Below are 18,936 nucleotides of genomic sequence, written 5' to 3' on the forward strand. Positions count from 1 at the left end.
GCGGCCCGAGTCCGGCCTACGATCCGATCGACGACCCATGAATGCTGCCTGGCTACCGCGGTGGAGTGCGCAATGCGTGAGAGTGACAAGAATCGGGAATCCGGCTTCGCGGAGCGGCTGACGCTTCTGCCGCCGGCGGACCGCGCGGGGTTCCTCGCCGACGTGGTCCACGACGCGACGCGGGCGGCGCTGCAGGCCGCGCTGCCTGAGGTTCCGGCCGTCCTCGACCCGGAGAAAGCGTTCTCCGACCACGGTTTCGACTCGCTCGCGGCGGTGGAGCTGCACGCGCAGCTCACCGACGCGACCGGGCTGGAACTGCCGGTGACGCTGGCCTTCGACTATCCGACCCCGGCCGCGGTCGCCCGGTTCCTGCACGCCGAGGTGTTCGGCGCGGAGGAGTCCGTCGCGGCGCTGGCCGGCGGTGCGGCGGACGACGAGCCGGTCGCCATCGTCGGCATCGGCTGCCGCTACCCGGGCGGCGCGGTGTCGCCGGAAGCGTTGTGGCAGCTGGTCGCCGACGAGGTGCACACCATCTCCGGCTTCCCGACCGACCGCGGCTGGGACCTCGACAGCCTGTATGACCCGGACCCCGACAAGCCGGGCAGCAGCTACGTCACCTCCGGCGGATTCCTGCCCGGCGCCGGGGACTTCGACGCCGGGTTCTTCGGCATCGCGCCGCGCGAAGCGTCCGCGATGGACCCGCAGCAGCGGCTCGTGCTGGAGACCGCGTGGGAAGCGTTGGAGCGGGCCAAGATCGACCCGTCCACGCTGCGCGGCACCCCGGCGGGCGTGTACATCGGCGCGGAGGCGCAGGAGTACGGACCGCGGCTGCACGAAGCTCCCGACGGTCTCGACGGCTACATGCTCACCGGCAACGCGCCCAGCGTCGTCTCCGGTCGGGTCGCTTACGCGCTCGGTCTGGAAGGGCCGACGCTGACCGTCGACACCGCTTGCTCCGGTTCGCTGGTCGCGCTGCACTTGGCGGTGCAGGCGTTGCGGCGCGGGGAAACTCAGCTCGCGCTGGCCGGTGGCGTCGCGGTGATGGGAGCGCCGGGCACGTTCACTGCCTTCAGCCGTCAGCGTGGTCTCGCGGAAGACGGCCGGTGCAAGGCTTTCGCCGCCGCCGCGGACGGCACGGGGTTCGCCGAGGGCGTCGGTGTCCTGGTGCTGGAACGGCTTTCCGACGCAGTCGCGAATGGACACACGGTGCTCGCCGTGGTCCGCGGGTCGGCGATCAACTCCGATGGCGCGTCGAACGGCCTTACTGCGCCGAACGGTCCGTCGCAGCAGCGGGTGATCAAGCGTGCGCTGGCTGACGCTGGTCTGGAAGCGTCCGATGTGGACGCTGTTGAGGCACACGGAACCGGCACCCGGCTCGGCGACCCGATCGAGGCGCAGGCGCTGCTGTCCGCCTACGGTCAGGACCGCGAGACGCCGCTGCTGCTCGGGTCGATCAAGTCGAACATCGGCCACACGCAGGCCGCGGCGGGTGTCGCGGGCGTGATCAAGATGGTCGAGGCGATGCGGCACGGCGTGCTGCCGAAGACGCTGCACGTGGACGAGCCGACGCCGCACGTCGACTGGACCGCGGGTTCCGTCGAGCTGCTGACCGAGCAGCGGGAATGGCCCGCGAGCGAACGTCCGCGCCGTGCTGGCGTTTCGTCGTTCGGCGTCAGCGGGACCAATGCGCACGTCATCATCGAGCAGGCTCCGGCCGTCGAGACCGTGGAAACCACCAGCGATGAGCTGCCGGTCGTGCCGCTCGTTGTCTCGGCGCGCAGCGAGGAAGCGCTGAAGGCGCAGGCTGCCGCACTGGTGTCCACTGTGGAATCCAGCAATCTGACTGACCTCGGCTTCTCGCTCGCCACCACTCGCGCCGCGCACGACCAGCGCGCCGTGGTCGTTGCGGAGAATGTCGCCGACGCTGTGCGCGGGTTGCAGGCGCTGGCGGCGGGGGAGCAGGACCCGAACGTCGTCCTCGGCGAACGCACTCCGGGCAAGCTCGCGATGCTGTTCACCGGACAGGGTTCGCAGCGCCTCGCGATGGGGCGTGAGCTGTACCTGGCGTACCCGAAGTTCGCCGAGGTCTTCGACGAGGCTGTCGATCACCTCGACGTGCAGATGGAAACCCCGCTGCGCGATGTCCTTTTCGGCGACAACGCCGAGGAACTTAACGAGACGCAGTACACGCAGTGCGCGCTGTTCGCGGTCGAGGTCGCGCTGGCGCGGCTGCTCGAATCGTGGGGCGTGAGGCCGGACATCCTGCTCGGCCACTCGATCGGCGAACTGGCCGCCGCGCACATCGCGGGCGTGTGGTCGCTCGCCGACGCGTGCCTGGTCGTCGCCGCTCGCGGACGGCTTATGCAGGCGCTGCCGGAAGGCGGGTCGATGGTCGCCATCGCGGCGACCGAGGACGAGGTCCAGCCGCTGCTGGGCGACCAGGTCAGCCTGGCCGCGGTGAACGGTCCGACGTCGGTCGTCGTCTCCGGCGAGCGCGAAGCGGTGGAAGCCGTCGTGTCGGTGTTCCGCATGCAGGGCCGCAAGATCAGCGAGCTGCGCGTGTCGCACGCGTTCCACTCGCCGCTGATGGAGCCGATGCTGGCCGAGTTCCGCGAGATTCTCGAGGTGGTCGAGTACGCGGCCCCGGCGATCCCGGTCGTCTCGAACGTGACCGGCCGCATCGCGACCGCTGAAGAACTTTGCTCGCCGGGGTACTGGCTGTGGCACGTCCGCCGCGCGGTGCGGTTCGCCGACGGGGTCCAGGCCCTGGTCGACGCGGGAGTGACGACCGCGATCGAGGTCGGTCCGGACACCGTGCTGTCCGCGATGGCCGCGGGCACCAGCGACGCCATCGCGTTCACTCCCGCGCAGCGCCGCGACCGGCCCGAGGCCGCCACTCTCGCGACCGCGCTCGGCCGCCTGCACACCCGTGGCGTGGCGATCGACTGGACCGCGTTCTTCGGCGAGGCGCAGATTGTCGACTTGCCGACGTATGCCTTCCAGCACAAGCACTACTGGCTCACCGCGCCGACCGGCCACGGCGACGCGGCGGACCTCGGCCAGCTGGCTTCCGGGCACCCGCTGCTCGCCGCCGAGATCGGCTTGGCCGGCGACGACGGCCTGGTCCTCACCGGTCGCGTCGCACTCCGGACGCACCCGTGGCTGGCTGACCACGCGATCGCCGGTACCCCGGTCCTGCCGGGTACCGCGTTCGTCGAGATGGCGTTGCACGCCGCCGCGCAGGTCGGCTACGGAGTGGTTGACGAGCTGACGCTACAGGCCCCGCTCGCGCTGCCGGAGACCGGTGGTGTCGCGCTGCAGACGCTGGTCGGCCCGGACGTCGACGGCCGCCGCACGATCGAGTTCCACTCCCGTCCCGACCACGACGCCGACGCGGCCTGGACTCGGCACGCCGTCGGTGTCCTCGCCGCCGGCCCGGTGGTCGAGCCCGCGCCGCGCAGCGAATGGCCGCCTGCCGGTGCCGAAGTGGTCGCGACGAACGAGCTGTACACCGAACTGGCCGAGCAGGGTTACGGCTATGGCCCGCTGTTCCAGGGCCTGCGCACCGCGTGGAAGCGCGACGACGTCGTGTTCGCCGAGGTCGCGCTGCCTGCGACTGGTCGCGACGCGGCGTTCGGCGTCCACCCGGCGCTGCTCGACGCGGTCCTGCACGCCACCGACTTCGCCCCGGGCGAGGCGCGCGAGCCGGACGAGATCCGGCTGCCGTTCGCGTGGACCGGTGTGCGGCTGCACGCTTCGGGCGCGACCGAGGTCCGGGTGCGGATCACGTCCCCGGCCACCGGCGGCGTCTCGATCGACGTGACGGACGTGGCCGGTACGCCGGTGCTGTCCGTCGAGTCGTTCCGCTCGCGGCCGGTCCGCGAGGCCGACCTCGGCACCCAGGCACGCGACCTGCTGTACACCGTCGAATGGACCCCGGTCACCGTCACGGCCGAGTTGCCGTCGCTGGCTTCGCTGGGTTCGATCAGCGGTTTCGACGTTCCGGTGGTCGACTCGCTGGTGTCGCTGGTCGAGGTGCCCGAAGTCGTGCTGCTGCCGGTTTCCGTGCCGGGCAACAACATCGCCGCCGCTGCCAAGCAGACCGCGCACCGCGTCCGGACTGTGCTGCAGCAGTGGCTGGAAGGCGACCGCTACGCCGGTGCGCGCTTGGTTGTCCTGACGCGCGGCTCGCTGGCCGACTCCGCCGTCCGCGGGCTGGTGCGTTCGGCGCAGGCTGAGCACCCCGGTCGCGTGGTCCTGGTCGAGGGCACGGCCACGGCGGCGACCCTGGCCACCGCGCTCGGCTCGGGCGAGCCGGAACTGCGCATCGACGGCGACACGGTCTCGGCCGGTCGGATGGTCCGGCTCGTGGCCGAGGCCGGGGAGTCGACCTGGCATTCGGACGGCACCGTGCTGATCACCGGCGGTACCGGCGGTCTCGGTGCGCAGGTCGCGAAGCACCTCGTTACGAAGCACGGCGTCCGCAGCCTGCTGCTGCTCAGCCGTCGCGGGCTTGACGCGCCGGGCGCGGCTGAGCTGGTCGAAGAGCTGGCCGAGCTGGGTGCCACCGCGAAGGTGGTCGCCTCGGACGTCAGCAAGAAGCGCTCCCTGTCGGCGGCGATCAAGAAGGCCGAGCACCCGCTGTCGGCCGTCGTGCACACCGCTGGCGTGCTCGACAACGCGATGATCGGCTCGCTGACCGCCGAGCAGCTCGACGCGGTGCTGGCCCCGAAGCTCGACGCGGCGTGGGCGCTGCACGAGCTGACCGCGGAGCTGGACCTGTCGGCGTTCGTCCTGTTCTCCTCCTCGGCGGGGCTCGCCGACGGTGCCGGACAAGCGAACTACGCCGCTGGCAACACCTTCCTCGACGCACTGGCCGAGCACCGGCACGCCGCTGGCTTGCCCGCGACGTCGCTGGCGTGGGGGCTGTGGGCTCCCGACGCCGGTCAGGCGATCGGCATGGGCGCGACACTGTCCGAAGTGGACCGCAACCGCATCGCGCGGCTCGGGCTGGCTCCACTGACCGTGTCGGAAAGCCTTGCCGCACTTGACGCTGCGCTCGGCACCGGTGTTCCGACGGTGGTCCCGACCCGCGTTGACCGCGCTGCCCTGCGGTCGCGTGGCGAGGACGTTCCGGCCGTGCTGCGCGGGCTCGTACCCGCCGGCCGCCGCCGGATCGCGGTCGCCAGTGGGGAGGTCACGCCCGAGCAGCAGTTCGCCGAGCGGTTCGCGCACCTCGCCGAGGCCGACCGCGACCGCGCGCTGCTCGACCTGGTCCGCACGCACGTCGCGGCCGTTCTCGGCCACGACAGCGCGGACGCGATCAGCCCGGCCCGCCCGTTCGGCGAGATCGGCTTCGACTCGCTGGCCGCGGTGGAACTGCGCAACATCCTCGACTCGGTCACCGGCATGCGGCTGCCCGCGACGCTGGTGTTCGACTACCCGACGCCGCGCGCGCTCGCCGAGTACCTGGCGTCGCGGCTGGCCGGGCTGGCTCCGACTCGCACGATCACTCCGGTGACCACGGTGGACCCGGAGGAGCCGATCGCCATCGTCGGCATCGCCTGCCGCTACCCGGGTGGCGTCGAAACGCCGGAAGACCTGTGGCGGCTCGTGTCCGAGGGCGAGGAAGCGCTGTCCGGTTTCCCGGTCGACCGCGGCTGGAACGTCGACTCGCTGTACGACCCGGAGCCCGGCAAGCCCGGCCACTCCTACGTCAAGCACGGCGCCTTCCTGCACGACGCGGCCGAGTTCGACGCGGACTTCTTCGAGATCAGCCCGCGCGAGGCGGCGGCGATGGACCCGCAGCAGCGGCTGCTGCTGGAGGTGTCCTGGGAAGCGTTTGAGCGCGCCGGAATCGACCCGGTCGGCCTGCGCGGCAGCGCGACCGGTGTGTTCGCCGGCGTGATGTACCACGACTGGGGCACCCGCCTCGGCACGGTTTCCGACGACATCGCGGGCTACCTCGGCAACGGCAGCCTCGCGAGCGTCGTGTCCGGTCGCGTGTCGTACGCGCTGGGGCTGGAAGGCCCGACGGTCACCGTGGACACCGCGTGCTCGTCGTCGCTGGTCGCGCTGCACTGGGCGGTGCAGGCGCTGCGTCGCGGCGAGTGCACGCTGGCGCTGGCCGGCGGTGTCACCGTGATGTCCACTCCGGACACTTTCATCGACTTCAGCCGTCAGCGCGGGCTTTCCGCCGACGGCCGGTGCAAGGCGTTCGCCGAAGCGGCGGACGGCACCGGCTGGGGCGAAGGCGCGGGCATGCTGCTCGTCGAGCGGCTGTCTGACGCACGTCGCAACGGGCACCCGGTGCTCGCGGTTCTGCGCGGCTCCGCGGTGAACCACGACGGCGCGTCGAACGGCCTTACCGCACCGAACGGTCCTTCGCAGCAGCGGGTGATCGCCAAGGCGCTGGCTGACGCTGGTCTGCAGCCGTCCGAAGTGGACGCTGTCGAGGGCCACGGCACCGGCACCACGCTGGGCGACCCGATCGAGGCGCAGGCGCTGCTGGCCACCTACGGTCAGGACCGTTCCGAGGACCAGCCGCTGTGGCTCGGGTCCATCAAGTCGAACATCGGCCACACGCAGGCCGCGGCGGGTGTCGCGGGCATCATCAAGATGGTCATGGCGATGCAGCACGGCCAGTTGCCGCAGACGCTGCACGTCGACCGTCCGTCCACTGTGGTCGATTGGGAGACCGGCGCGGTCCGGCTGCTGACCGAGTCGCGCGAGTGGCAGGCCGATCGGCCGCGCCGCGCCGCGGTGTCGTCGTTCGGCATCAGCGGCACGAACGCGCACGTCATTCTGGAGCAGGCGCCGGCGATCCCGGTCGAGCGGCCTTCGGAGACGCAGACGATCGTTCCGGTCGCGCTGTCCGGCCGGTCCGCCGCCGCGGTGCGCGGACAGGCGGCGCGGCTGCGTTCTTGGCTGGCTGAAGGCGTTTCTGTCGCGGAGATCGCGCGTTCGCTGGCGGCGACGCGTGCCTCGCTCGAACACCGCGCGGTGGTGGTCGCCGAGACCGCCGGAGAACTCGCCGACGGACTCGACGCGCTGGCCGGCGGAGACGCGCCGACCGGTCAGGTGGTGGACGGAAAGCTCGCCTTCCTGTTCTCCGGACAGGGCGCGCAGCGAGTAGGCATGGGACGCGAGCTTTACGACGCGTACCCGGCCTTCGCGACCGCCTTCGACGCGGTGTGCGCGGCAATCGACCCGTTGGTCGACGTGCCGCTGCGGGACGTCGTGTTCGGCACCACCGAGCTCGCTGACCGCGGCCTGCTGGACCAGACGCAGTACACCCAGACCGGGCTGTTCGCGGTCGAGGTCGCGCTGTTCCGGCTCGCCGAGTCGTGGGGCTTCCGGCCCGACGCGCTCGCCGGGCACTCGATCGGCGAGCTGGCCGCGGCCCACGTCTCGGGCGTGCTTTCCCTTGCGGACGCGGCGAAACTGGTCGCCGCACGCGGCAGGTTGATGGGTGCGCTGAACGACCGTCGCGGTGCGATGGTCTCGCTCGCCGCGACCGAAGAGGCGGTCCGGGAACTGCTGCGCGGCCACGAGAACGAGGTCAGCATCGCAGCGGTGAATGGCCCGGCCGCCGTGGTCGTCTCGGGCGACGCGGACGTGGTCGCCGAGATCGAGCGAGCGGCCAGCGATGTCCAAACGCGACGGTTGCGCGTGAGCCATGCGTTCCACTCGCCGTTGATGACGCCGATGCTCGACGAGTTCCGCGAGATCGCCGCCGGGCTGACCTACGAGGCGCCGAAGGTCCCGATTGTCTCCACGGTCACCGGAAAACTCGCCACCGACGATGAGCTGCGTTCGCCGGAGTACTGGGTCAATCATGTCCGCGAGACCGTCCGATTCGGTGCCGCGGTCACGACGCTGGCGGAGAGCGGCGTCCAGACGTTCCTGGAGATCGGGCCGGACAGCGTGCTGTCCGCGCTCGGCCAGCAGAGCGTCGACGCGGAGTTCGTCCCGTTTGGACGGCGCGACCAGGACGAGGTGCGCACCGCGCTCACCGCGGCCGGTCGCCTGCACATCCGCGGCGCGGTGAAGCTCGGCCCGCTGCTGGGTGACGGTCCGGTCCGGCTCGACCTGCCGACGTATGCCTTCCAGCACAAGCGTTACTGGCTCGACGCGACACCGTCCGGCGATGTCACTTCGGTCGGTCAGCAGCCGCTGGCGCACCCGATGCTGGGCGCGGTCGTGGCACTGTCCGGTTCGGACACCACTGTCCTCACTGGACGGTTGTCCGCCTCGTCGGTGCCGTGGGTCGCCGACCACGTGGTGAAGGGCGCGATCCTGGTGCCCGGCACCGGATTCGTCGAGCTGGCGGTCGCCGCCGGTGACCAGGTGGGCCACCCGACGGTGGAGGAGCTGACGCTGCAAGCGCCGCTCGTCCTGTCGCCGGACGGCGCGGTCGCGCTGCAGGTCGTGGTCGGCCCCGCGAATGGTGACCGCCGCCCGGTCACCGTGTTCTCCCGCCTGGTCGAATCGGACGGCGACTGGACCCAGCACGCGCTGGGCACGCTGTCTGCGGCTGCCCGGCCGGAACCCGCTGGCCTCACCGAATGGCCGCCGGCGGGTGCGACCCCGATCCCGGTCGAAGGCGCGTACGAGCGGTTGAACGAGCGCGGCTACGGCTACGGCCCGGCGTTCCAGGGGCTCACCGCCGCGTGGCGACGGGGCAACGAGGTGTTCGCCGAGGTCGCGCTGCCGGAACCGGCCGCGTCCACGGCGGGTTCCTACGGACTGCACCCGGCGCTGCTCGACACCGCGATGCACGCCGACCTCCTCGGCGACCCGAGCGGTTCGACGCTGCTTCCGTTCGTGTGGAACGGCGTCACGCTGCACGCGGTCGGCGCTTCGGTGCTGCGGGTGCGGATCGTGCGGCTGGACGGCGACGAACTGTCCTCGATCGAGGTCGCGGACGGCGAAGGCAACCCGGTCGCTTCGGTGGAATCGCTGGTCTCGCGGCCGGTGCGGACTGAACTGGCCGCGCAGGCGGAGACCACGGACGGTTCGCTGCTCAAGATCGGCTGGCAGTCCGTGCCGGTCCCGGCCGCGGAGCCGGGCGACGTCGTCGCGATCGGCCGTGGCCGAGTCGGCGTGGCTGCCACCTACAGCGGGTTCGCGGACCTGCTCGGAGCGGTGGACCGCGGCGAGCCGGTGCCCGGCCTCGTGACGCTCTCGGTGCCTGCCGCGGAGGGTGCGGTGCCGGAAGCGGCACGGGCCAACGCGACCTGGCTGCTCGCCGAGATTCAGGCGTGGCTGGCCGAAGCGCGGCTGACCGACACGAAGCTCGCCGTCATCACGCAGTCGGCGGTTCCGGCCGGTGAGTCCACTGTGGACGTCGCGCACGGCCTGCTGTGGGGCCTCGCCCGGGCGGCGCAAGCCGAGCACCAGGGACGCGTGTTCCTGATCGACGCGGATGCGGATACGAAGGTCGAGACGATCGCCGCGGTGGTCGCCTCGGGCGAGCCGGAGTCGGCGATTCGCGCTGGCTCGGTGCTCGCTCCGCGCTACACCCGCACCGAATCGACCGGCACCACGGCGTGGGACGGCACCGTCCTGATCACCGGTGGCACCGGCGGTCTCGGCAGCCTGCTGGCGCGTTACCTGGTGGCCGAGCACGGGGTGCAGAGCCTGGTGCTCACCAGCCGTCGCGGGCTTGACGCACCGGGTGCCGCGCAGCTGGCCGAAGAGCTGACCGACCTGGGCGCGACCGTCCAGGTGGCGGCCTGCGACGTTGCCGACCGCGAGGCGGTCGAGCAGCTGATCAACGGCCTGCCGGACCTCGGCGCGGTGGTGCACGCCGCCGGTACCGCCGACAGCGGCGTCTTCGACTCGCTCACCGCGGAGCAGCTCGCCGCGGTGCTGCGACCGAAGGTCGACGCGGCCTGGCACCTGCACGAGCTGACCGCCGACCGGCAACTGTCCGCGTTCGTCATGTTCTCCTCGGCGGGCGGCCAGGTGCTGCCGGCCGGACAGGCGAACTACGCGGCGGCCAACGCGTTCCTCGACGGGCTCGCCGAACACCGGCGCGCGGCCGGGCTTCCGGCCACCGCACTGGCCTGGGGTCTGTGGGCAGAGAACACCGGGCTCGGCGGCGACCTCGCCGAAGCCGACCTCGCCCGGATGGCCCGCCTCGGCCTGCCCGCGGTGACCGCCGAGCAGGGGCTCGCCCTGTTCGACGCCGCCGTGGCCACCGAAGACGCGGTCATCGCGCCGCTTCGAGTGGACGTTCCGGCACTGCGGGCGCGTACCGACGAACTGCCCGCGCTGCTGCGTGGTTTCGTGCCGCCGAAGGCGCGTCGCGTGGCGAAGGCGGCCAAGGCGGCGGACAACGCGCTCGCCGACGAACTGGCCGCGCTGGTCGAAAGCGAACGGGACCGGGTGCTGCTCGACCTCGTCCGCACGCAGGTGGCCACCGTGCTCGGCTACGCGGACAAGTCCGAAGTGGACGGAACGCGGGCGTTCAAGGAGCTGGGCTTCGATTCGCTCGCCGCGGTCGAACTCCGCAACCTGCTCGGCACCGCGACCGGCCTCACGCTGCCCGCGACGCTGATCTTCGACCACCCGACCGCCAAGGCCGTCGCGGACTTCGTCAAGGGCAAGCTCCTCGGCGCGGTCGCGAAGACCCCGGCGACGACGGCCCGGACGAACGCGTCGATGCAGGAACCGATCGCGATCGTCGGCATGGCCTGCCGCTATCCCGGCGGCGTCCGGTCGCCGGAGGACCTGTGGCAGCTGCTGGTCGACGAGGTCGACGCGGTCTCCGGCTTCCCGACCAACCGCGGCTGGGACATCGAAGGCATCTACGACCCGGAACGCGGCAAACGCGGCAAGACCTATGCCAACCAGGGCGGCTTCCTGCACGACGCGGCGGAGTTCGACCCGGCGTTCTTCGGCATCGGACCGCGCGAGGCGATGGCGATGGACCCGCAGCAGCGGCTCCTGCTGGAAACCGCGTGGGAGGCCATCGAACGCGCCGGGATCGACCCGACCGTGCTCCGCGGCAGCCTGACCGGCGTCTTCACCGGCGCGATGTACGACGACTACGGCAGCCGCGCCCCGGGCGCTCCGGCCGACGTCGCCGCCTACATCCCGAACGGCAGCTCCGGCGCGGTCGTCTCCGGCCGCATCTCCTACCTGCTCGGCCTCGAGGGCCCGAGCATGACGGTCGACACCGCGTGCTCGTCCTCGCTGGTCACGCTGCACCTCGCGGTGCAGGCGCTGCGGGCGGGGGAGTGCGGACTGGCGCTGGCCGGCGGTGTCACGGTGCTGTCGCAGTCGGATCTGTTTGTCGACTCGAGCCGCCAGGGCGTGCTCTCGCCCAACGGACGGTCGAAGTCGTTCTCCGCGGCTTCCGACGGTGTCGGCTGGGCTGAAGGCGCGGGTCTGCTCCTGCTGGAGCGGCTGTCCGACGCGCAGCGCAACGGGCACGAGGTGCTCGCGGTGGTCCGCTCCAGCGCGGTCAACCAGGACGGTGCGTCCAACGGTCTGACCGCCCCGAACGGCCCGTCGCAGGAACGCGTGATCCACGCGGCCCTCGCCGCCGGTGGCCTGCAGCCGTCCGATGTGGACGCTGTCGAGGCGCACGGTTCGGGCACGAAGCTGGGCGACCCGATCGAAGCGCAGGCGTTGCTGGCCACCTACGGCCAGGACCGCGACCGGCCGCTGTACCTGGGTTCGGTGAAGTCGAACATCGGGCACGCGCAGGCGTCCGGTGGTGCGGCTGGCGTGATGAAGGTCGTGCAGGCGTTGCGGCACAACATGTTGCCGAAGACGATGCACGTCGACGCGCCGTCGCCGGTCGTCGACTGGACCACGGGCAACATCGAGCTGCTCACCGAACCGCGGCCGTGGGTGCGCAACGGTCACCCGCGTCGCGCCGGCGTCTCGTCCTTCGGCATCAGCGGCACCAACGCGCACATCATCATCGAGGAGGCACCGCCCGCTCCGGCCGTCGAAACCCGGCGCACCGCACCGGAACTCCCGGCGATCCCGTTGCCGCTGGCCGGTTCAGTCGCGTCGGCGCTCGCCGACCAGGCCGCCCGGCTGGCCGCGCACCTGCGGGCCAACCCGGACGTCAGCCTGACCGACATCGGCTACTCGCTGGCCACCGGTCGCGCCGCGCTCGACCACCGCGCGGTGGTCCTGGCGGCCGACCGCGAAGCGGCGCTCAAGGCGCTCGACGGACTGGCCGACGGCCGGACCCCGGCGGGCACCGTGGCCGGAACGGTCAGCGCGGCCGACCTGACGGCGTTCCTGTTCACCGGACAGGGCGCGCAGCAGCCGGGCATGGGACGCGGGCTGTACGAGGCGTTCCCGGCCTTCGCCGGAGCGTTCGACGAGATCTGCGGACTCTTCGACGCCGAGCTGGAAACCCCGCTCAAGCAGGTGATCTGGGAAGACTCGCCGCTGCTCAACCAGACCGCGTACACGCAATGCGCGCTGTTCGCGATCGAGGTCGCGCTGTACCGGCTGGTCGAGTCCTGGGGTGTGACGCCGGATTACGTCGCCGGGCACTCGATCGGCGAACTCGCCGCGGCACATGTCTCCGGAGTGTTCTCGCTGGCCGATGCCTGCTCGCTGGTCGCCGCTCGCGGCCGGCTCATGCAGGCGCTGCCGGCCGGAGGCACGATGGCGGCGATCGCCGCCACTGAGGACGAGGTGCGCGCTTCGCTGCCTGACGGGGTCGACATCGCGGCGGTGAACGGGCCGCGTTCGGTGGTCATCTCGGGTCCGGAAGCGGCGGTGCTCGCTGCCATGGCGACCTTCTCCGACGCTGGTCGCCGGACGAAGCAGCTGGTCGTGTCGCACGCGTTCCACTCGTCGCTGATGGAGCCGATGCTGACCGAGTTCTCGGTGGTGGCGGAGAAGCTCACCTACTCCGCGCCGTCGATCCCGGTGGTGTCGAACGTGACCGGCAAGATCGCGACCGCCGCCGAGCTGTGCTCGCCGCAGTACTGGGTGGGCCACGTGCGGGAGGCCGTCCGGTTCGCCGACGGCGTCAGCACGTTGCTCGCCTCGGGCGTGACCCGGTTCGTTGAACTGGGTCCGGACGCAGTGCTCACCGGGATGGCCCGCGAATGCGACACCGCGGTCGCCGACCGGCCGGACCGGGTCGTCCAGGTGCCCGCGATGCGCCGCGGCCGGGCCGAGGTGCCGACCGTGTTCACCGCGCTGGCCACGCTGTTCTCCCGGGGCGGGAAGATCGACTGGAAGGCGCTGTTCGCCGGCCAGGGTGCGTTCACTGTGGACCTGCCGACCTACGCGTTCCAGAACAAGTCGTACTGGCTCGACGCGACTAAGCCGACTGGTGACGTCACCACTTTGGGCGCCCAGTCCGCCGGACACCCCCTGCTGGGTGCGCTGGTGGAACTGCCCGATGGCGGCGCGGTGCTGACCGGACGGCTGTCGGTCGCGACGCAGCCGTGGCTCGCCGACCACGTGGTGATGGGGCGGACGATGCTGCCCGGCACCGCGTACGTCGAGCTGGCGATGCACGCCGGCGACCAGGTCGGTTGCGACCTGCTGGAGGAGCTGACGCAGCAGGCACCGTTGTTGCTGCCTGAGGACGGGGTCGACCTGCGCGTGGTCATCAGCGCGCCGGACGGCAGCGGTCGCCGGGAGCTGTCGGTGCACTCGCGGACCGAGGCGGGCTGGGTTCAGCACGCGGCGGGCACGTTGGCCAATGGCGCGGCTGCGGACTTCTCGCTGAGCGAGTGGCCGCCGTCCGGTGCCGAATCGGTTGACCTGACCGGGTTGTACGACGACCTGGCCGACCTCGGTTTCGGTTACGGGCCGACGTTCCGCAACCTGCGGGCGATCTGGCTGCGCGAAGGCGAGGTGTACGCCGAGGTCGCACTGCCGGAAGGCACCGCGGCGAACGACTTCGGCCTCCACCCGGGCCTGCTCGACTCGGCGCTCGGCGCGACGGACTTCCTGATCCCTGGCGGTCCGAAGGCGTTGACCGAGACGACGATCCCGTTCGCGTGGAACTCGGTGTCGCTCCAGGCCAGCGGCGCGACCGCGCTGCGGGTGCGGGTGCGGAAGACCGAGAGCGGTTCGTCGCTCGACCTGGCTGACGCCGCTGGTGCTCCGGTCGCGCAGATCGCTTCGCTGGTCACGCGGCCGGTGTCGGAAGGCCAGCTCGGCACGAAGGTGCCGGACTCGCTGTACCGGATCGAATGGCAGCCCGCTTCGGGCGTGCGGCTCGTGCCCTCGCTGGACGGCTGGGCTGTGCTCGGCACCGACGATCTCGGCCTGGGCGTGCCGCTGAAAGCCGAGCCGGTCGATGCGGAGGTGCTGGTGTTGCCGGTCGGCTCCGGTACCGGTTCTGTTCCGGCGCAGGTGCACCAGATCGTGCAGGACACGTTGCGGCACTTGCAGAACTGGCTTTCGGTCGGGGACGGCAAGCTGGTCGTGGTCACTCGCGACGAGCTGGTGCAAGCTCCGGTGTGGGGTCTGGTGCGGGCCGCGCAGGCGGAGAACCCGGGCCGGATCCAGATCGTGGACCTCGACGCTTCGCCCGCGTCGGCTCGGGCACTGCCCGCGGTCGTCGCCTCCGGCGAACCCGAAGCCCGGTTGCGGAACGGCGAGGTGCGCGTGCCGCGGCTGACCCGGGTCACCGAGGTTGGCGAGCCGGTCGAATGGGACCCGAACGGCACGGTGCTGATCACCGGCGGCGCAGGCCTGCTCGGCGGACTGCTGGCCCGGCACCTGGTCGCACGCGGTGCCCGTGACCTGGTCCTGACCAGCCGCCGCGGTCTCGACGCGGCGGGTGCGCGGGAACTGGTCGACGAACTGGCCGGCGAGGGCGCGAAGGTGACTGTCGCCGCGTGCGACGTCACCGACCGGGACGCGCTGGCGAAACTGCTCGACACGCTGCCGCGGCTGACCGCCGTGGTGCACGCGGCCGGGCAGATGGACAGCGCGGTGCTGAGTGCCTTGACGCCGGAGCAGGTCGAGAACGTGTTGCGGCCCAAGGTCGACGCGGCCTGGCACCTGCACGAGCTGACGGCAACTCGGGACCTGGCGGCGTTCGTCCTGTACTCCTCAGCGGGCGGTCTGCTGCTCGCCGCCGGACAGGCGAACTACGCGGCGGGCAACGTGTTCCTGGACGCGCTGGCCGAGCACCGGTCTTCCCTCGGCCTCCCGGCGACGTCGCTCGCGTGGGGCCCGTGGGAAGGCACCGACGGCGAAGTGGACCTGGCACACATCGCCCGGTCCGGGGTCGCGGAACTGTCGGCGGCTGAGGGTCTGGAACTGTTCGATGCCGCGTTGGCTGCTTCGTCGGCGGCGTTGGTGCCGGTGAAGCTCGACCTCAAGGACGCGGACCGCGCTTCGGCCCTGCTGAAGGGCCTCGCCACTGCCGCCCCGCGGCGGGCAGCGGTTGCCTCGTCGGCGTCGGCAGCGCCGGAGGCCGGGTTCGCTGACAAGCTCGCCACGCTCCCGACGGACGAGCGAGACTCGGCGGCGCTGGAGTTGGTGCGCGAACACACGGCGGCGGTTCTCGGGTATGACGACGCTTCAGCGGTCGGGGTGGAGAAGGGCTTCACCGACTTGGGCATCGATTCGCTAGCCGCGCTGGAGCTCCGCAACCGGCTCGGTGCTGCGACTGGCCTGCGGCTGCCTGCGACGTTGATCTTCGACTACCCGAGTCCGTTGCCGCTGGCTCGGCACCTGTTGGAGGAGCTGGCACCTGCTGCTGCGGAGGAGGTCGTCGAAGAACTGAACGGCACTGATGAGGCGGCGGCTGCGGTTGCTTCGATGGATCTGGCCGATCTAGTCCGGTCTGCGATGGGTGGTGCCGAGGAGTCGGGTGAGTCTCAGTGATCGGTAGGTGCGCTTCTTTGGTTGGGCCGGTTGTCGCCTTGCGGTGGCTGGTTGGGGCGGATAGCTAACGGTTCTGTGTGGGCAGTTAGTGCTGGTTGTCTGGCAGCCCGTGTCGATCGCGATGATCGGCACGGGCTGCTGGCGTTCCTGGCGGGGTGCGACACGCCTGGTTTGGGGCGACCTGCCTGGCCCACTCGAACGAAGGCGGTTTCCTTTGCGCGGCTCTCGATTCCGAGCCGGAGTTCATCGACATTAGCCAGCGTGCGCCGGATCCAGCCATTCTCCGACGGGCAACACGTGTGGACGTCGTCCGGCGTACGTGCGGAACTCGTTCTTCGGGTCAGAAACCTCGACGTAGCTCGCGACCTTGTCCGGCTGCTCCGCCTCGTAATGCATTGGGACCGCGTACTAGGCACCGAGGATTTCCGCGGCTGCGGCGGCCTGCGTCGGGTCCATCGCGGCGGGCAGCGGGCTCGGCGGCTGGAGGTGCAGCGCGTCGACCACCGCGTCGTTGGCGGGCAGGAACGCCGCGTCGAACGGGCTGAACCGGCGTGCGATGAGCCACCAGAAACCGTGGAACATCGTGTCGCCGCCGTGGAAAACGCGTTGTCCGTCGGCCTCGACTGCCCAGTTCAGCTGCGGGTCGCCCAATCCGTCGACGGCCGTGACGGGGAACGGCTGCGTGCGGTCTGCGCCAACTCGGTGGCCTGCCTGGAAGAACCACTGCTTCCCGGCGGCTGCCTGATGACTGCGGCGCTCACCGAATACGGCGGCCGTCCCGGCCGCGGGTCCGTGAGGCGGTGGCCGAGGTGTGGTCGCGCTGGCGGGAACAGCTGCGCGCCGACTTGACCACGGCGGTGGCGAGCGGTGAGCTGCCGGGCGGGTTCGATGTCGATGAGGCGCTGTTCGAGATCGTCGCTGCCGGGCTGGCGTTGAACGCTGCCACGTAGCTCCAGCACCACCGGGCGGCTGCGGGCCGGGCGCGCCGTGCGGTTGAACGGGCTCTCGACCAGTCCTGACTGGCTGGCTGTTCGCTTCGCTTCGGGGATGTGACCGCGTTCCAGCTGCCGGGCTAGTCCGGGGTTTCCCGGTGCCGGGGCGTGCTGGGGCGCTTCGGCCGAGTGCGTCGCGTGGTGCGTTGTGCAGTGCGGCCGAGGGTTTGGTTCGGTCGGAGGGCTGGGGTGCGGATGTCGGCCCAGGCAGGGGAGTGCTGCTGGGGGATCGGTCCGCGGGTGTCACGGGCCGGCTCAGGCCTCGCCGGTTACGACTCGGTGGCCATGCCCAGGGAGCACAGGGAGCCGGCCAGGGCGATCAGGTCGTAGCGGGTGTCGTCTTCGTTCGTGTGCCACAGGGCGGAGAGGGTGCTTGCTGCCCGGTCGACGTCGCCGTTGTGCTGTTTCAGGGCGATCCACATCGCGGCGGCTACCGGCTCGCACTCGATGTGGCGGTGGGAGGTGCGGCAGGTCAGTTCCAGGTGGCCGTTGGAGAGCATGCGCTGGGTGACGCCGGGGGCGGTGGTGATTGCCATCATGATGGCCTCCTGGTTGAGAGGGGGTGTTTCCTTGATGTACCTAGTTTCTCGGAAGCGGTCGGCCGGGACCATGGGGTGTGCTCCTGAAGCTTCCCTGGGGTTTACCCACCCTTATCCCCGGTAGATCCCTGGTTGTCAGCGGGTCAGGGTTGTGGTGAGTGCGGGCGCGTCAGGGGCACCCGGGCCTGGTGGGCGGGTGGGGGTGGTGGCTTCATCGCCCTCGCACGCGGGCTCATGCCGTGGCTCGCAAGGGGGTGGGCGGCGGGTTGTGGGCGGTGTTGCGGAGCGGTTTCTGCTCCGGGTCGAGGAGGGACGGCGGGATCCAGTGGACGGTGCCGTCGTGGAGGGCGATTTTCCAGCCGCTGTGGTGGAGGAGACGGTGGTGGCGTTCGCAGCACGAGGCCAGGTTGTCCAGGTCGGTGGGGCCGCCGTGGGCCCAGTGGACGATGTGGTGCGGGGTGGTCCACTTTGGACCGCGGTCGCAGCCGGGGAAGGTGCAGCCGCGGTCGCGGATTGCCAGGGCTCGGCGCTGGGCGTTCGTGGCGGTGCGGGCGGAGCGGCCCAGGTCGAGGACCTGGCCTTCGGTGCCCAGGACCGCGGGGTAGACCTTGGCGTCGCACAGGATTCGGCGCAGGTCGGCGGCGGACAGCACGGATTCGTCTCCTGCCACGACCGTTTTCGCCGTGCCCTGCAGGGTTTCCAAGTCGACCGTCACCGTTGCGACTGCTCGTTCGCCGGCTTTGGCGGGCAGGTCGGGGGTGCGGGCAGCCAGGTCGACGATCGCGGCGAGGGCATCGCCGTGGCGTTCGGCTGGGGTGCGGGGGTCGGGGGTGTCGGGTGCGGACGCGGGGTCCGGTGCGGCCAGGGGGACCAGCAGTTGTTCGATCAGGGTGCCGGTTTCGTGGTCTACGTTGCCGCTGAAGCGGAAACGGCCGCTCTGGGTCCACTGCCAGCGGAATTCCCGCCAGGGGCGGGCGGCTTCCTCGGGCCGCGAGTCCGAGTCGGGAACCGAGTCCGGGTCAAGGTCGTGGTCCACATCAGGGGAGGCGGGATCGCTGTCCCAGTAGATCTTCAGCCGGGTCGCGGCGCGGCGGACGATGCTGGGGTTGGCCTGCGTCGCGAGGGTCACCAGGGTGTCTTCGGCGACGGTGTAGTCCTCGGGGGTCAGCCACCTCGGGGCGGCGGCGAGGAATTCGGCGATGACCGCCGCGTGCTGGGCGGTGATTTCACCCGCGGACAGGGCTTTCCAGGTCAGCGGGAGGGTGCCGGTGGCTTGGGCGAGCCGGGAGCGGGCCTCGCGCGCGGTTACGTGCAGGATCGTCGCCAGGTACGACGACGTCGAGGTGTAGCCCTCGGGCAGGGCGCCGCGCGAGTGCAGTTCCCGGATCGTCTCCAGTTGCGCGGCGTAGGCGATGTTCTGCTGTCGTTGGGTGGTCAGGAGTCTGGTGGTCAGGTCCCGGTCTGACAATTGCCAGGCGGGGAGCGTCGCAGTCGTGCTCACCCCACAATTCAATCGAACGCGCGTTCGATTACGCTATCGCTCGAAGTGGTCAACCCGTACTGTC

6 protein-coding genes are annotated in these 18,936 nt (G+C 71.1%); 2 read left to right on the forward strand and 4 right to left on the reverse strand.

Going from position 1 to position 18,936, the window contains the following annotated elements; translation table 11 throughout:
- Positions 1-72 precede the first annotated feature (72 nt).
- Entirely contained in the window at positions 73-15,840 is a 15,768-nt protein-coding gene (locus PUT80_RS05985) for a type I polyketide synthase (protein WP_275291327.1), read from the forward strand.
- A 252-nt stretch (positions 15,841-16,092) separates the two neighbouring features.
- On the opposite strand, the gene PUT80_RS05990 is transcribed toward PUT80_RS05985, so the two are convergent.
- Entirely contained in the window at positions 16,093-16,236 is a 144-nt protein-coding gene (locus tag PUT80_RS05990; protein WP_275291328.1) for a hypothetical protein, read from the reverse strand.
- Between the two features lie 12 nt (positions 16,237-16,248).
- Positions 16,249-16,491, reverse strand: a complete 243-nt coding sequence (locus tag PUT80_RS05995) for a hypothetical protein (protein WP_275291329.1) — start codon at positions 16,489-16,491, stop codon at positions 16,249-16,251.
- A gap of 149 nt (positions 16,492-16,640) precedes the next feature.
- Between PUT80_RS05995 and PUT80_RS06000 the strand changes: the two genes are divergently transcribed.
- Positions 16,641-16,790 carry a hypothetical protein gene (locus PUT80_RS06000; RefSeq protein ID WP_275291330.1) on the forward strand — a complete coding sequence of 50 codons (150 nt, stop codon included), beginning with the start codon at positions 16,641-16,643 and terminating at the stop codon, positions 16,788-16,790.
- Positions 16,791-17,101: 311 nt separating this feature from the next.
- Here the strand turns inward: PUT80_RS06000 and PUT80_RS06005 are convergent, their stop codons facing one another.
- Together PUT80_RS06005 and PUT80_RS06010 are read right to left on the reverse strand one after the other, a co-directional pair.
- Positions 17,102-17,443, reverse strand: coding sequence for a hypothetical protein (locus PUT80_RS06005; RefSeq protein ID WP_275291331.1), 342 nt, complete (start codon positions 17,441-17,443; stop codon positions 17,102-17,104).
- Positions 17,444-17,603: 160 nt separating this feature from the next.
- Positions 17,604-18,872 (reverse strand): HNH endonuclease signature motif containing protein, encoded by a 1,269-nt coding sequence (locus PUT80_RS06010; protein WP_275291332.1) that lies wholly within the window; start codon positions 18,870-18,872, stop codon positions 17,604-17,606.
- Positions 18,873-18,936: the final 64 nt, after the last annotated feature.

This window comes from Amycolatopsis sp. La24 (genome assembly GCF_029087445.1).
Lineage (GTDB): Bacteria > Actinomycetota > Actinomycetes > Mycobacteriales > Pseudonocardiaceae > Amycolatopsis > Amycolatopsis nivea.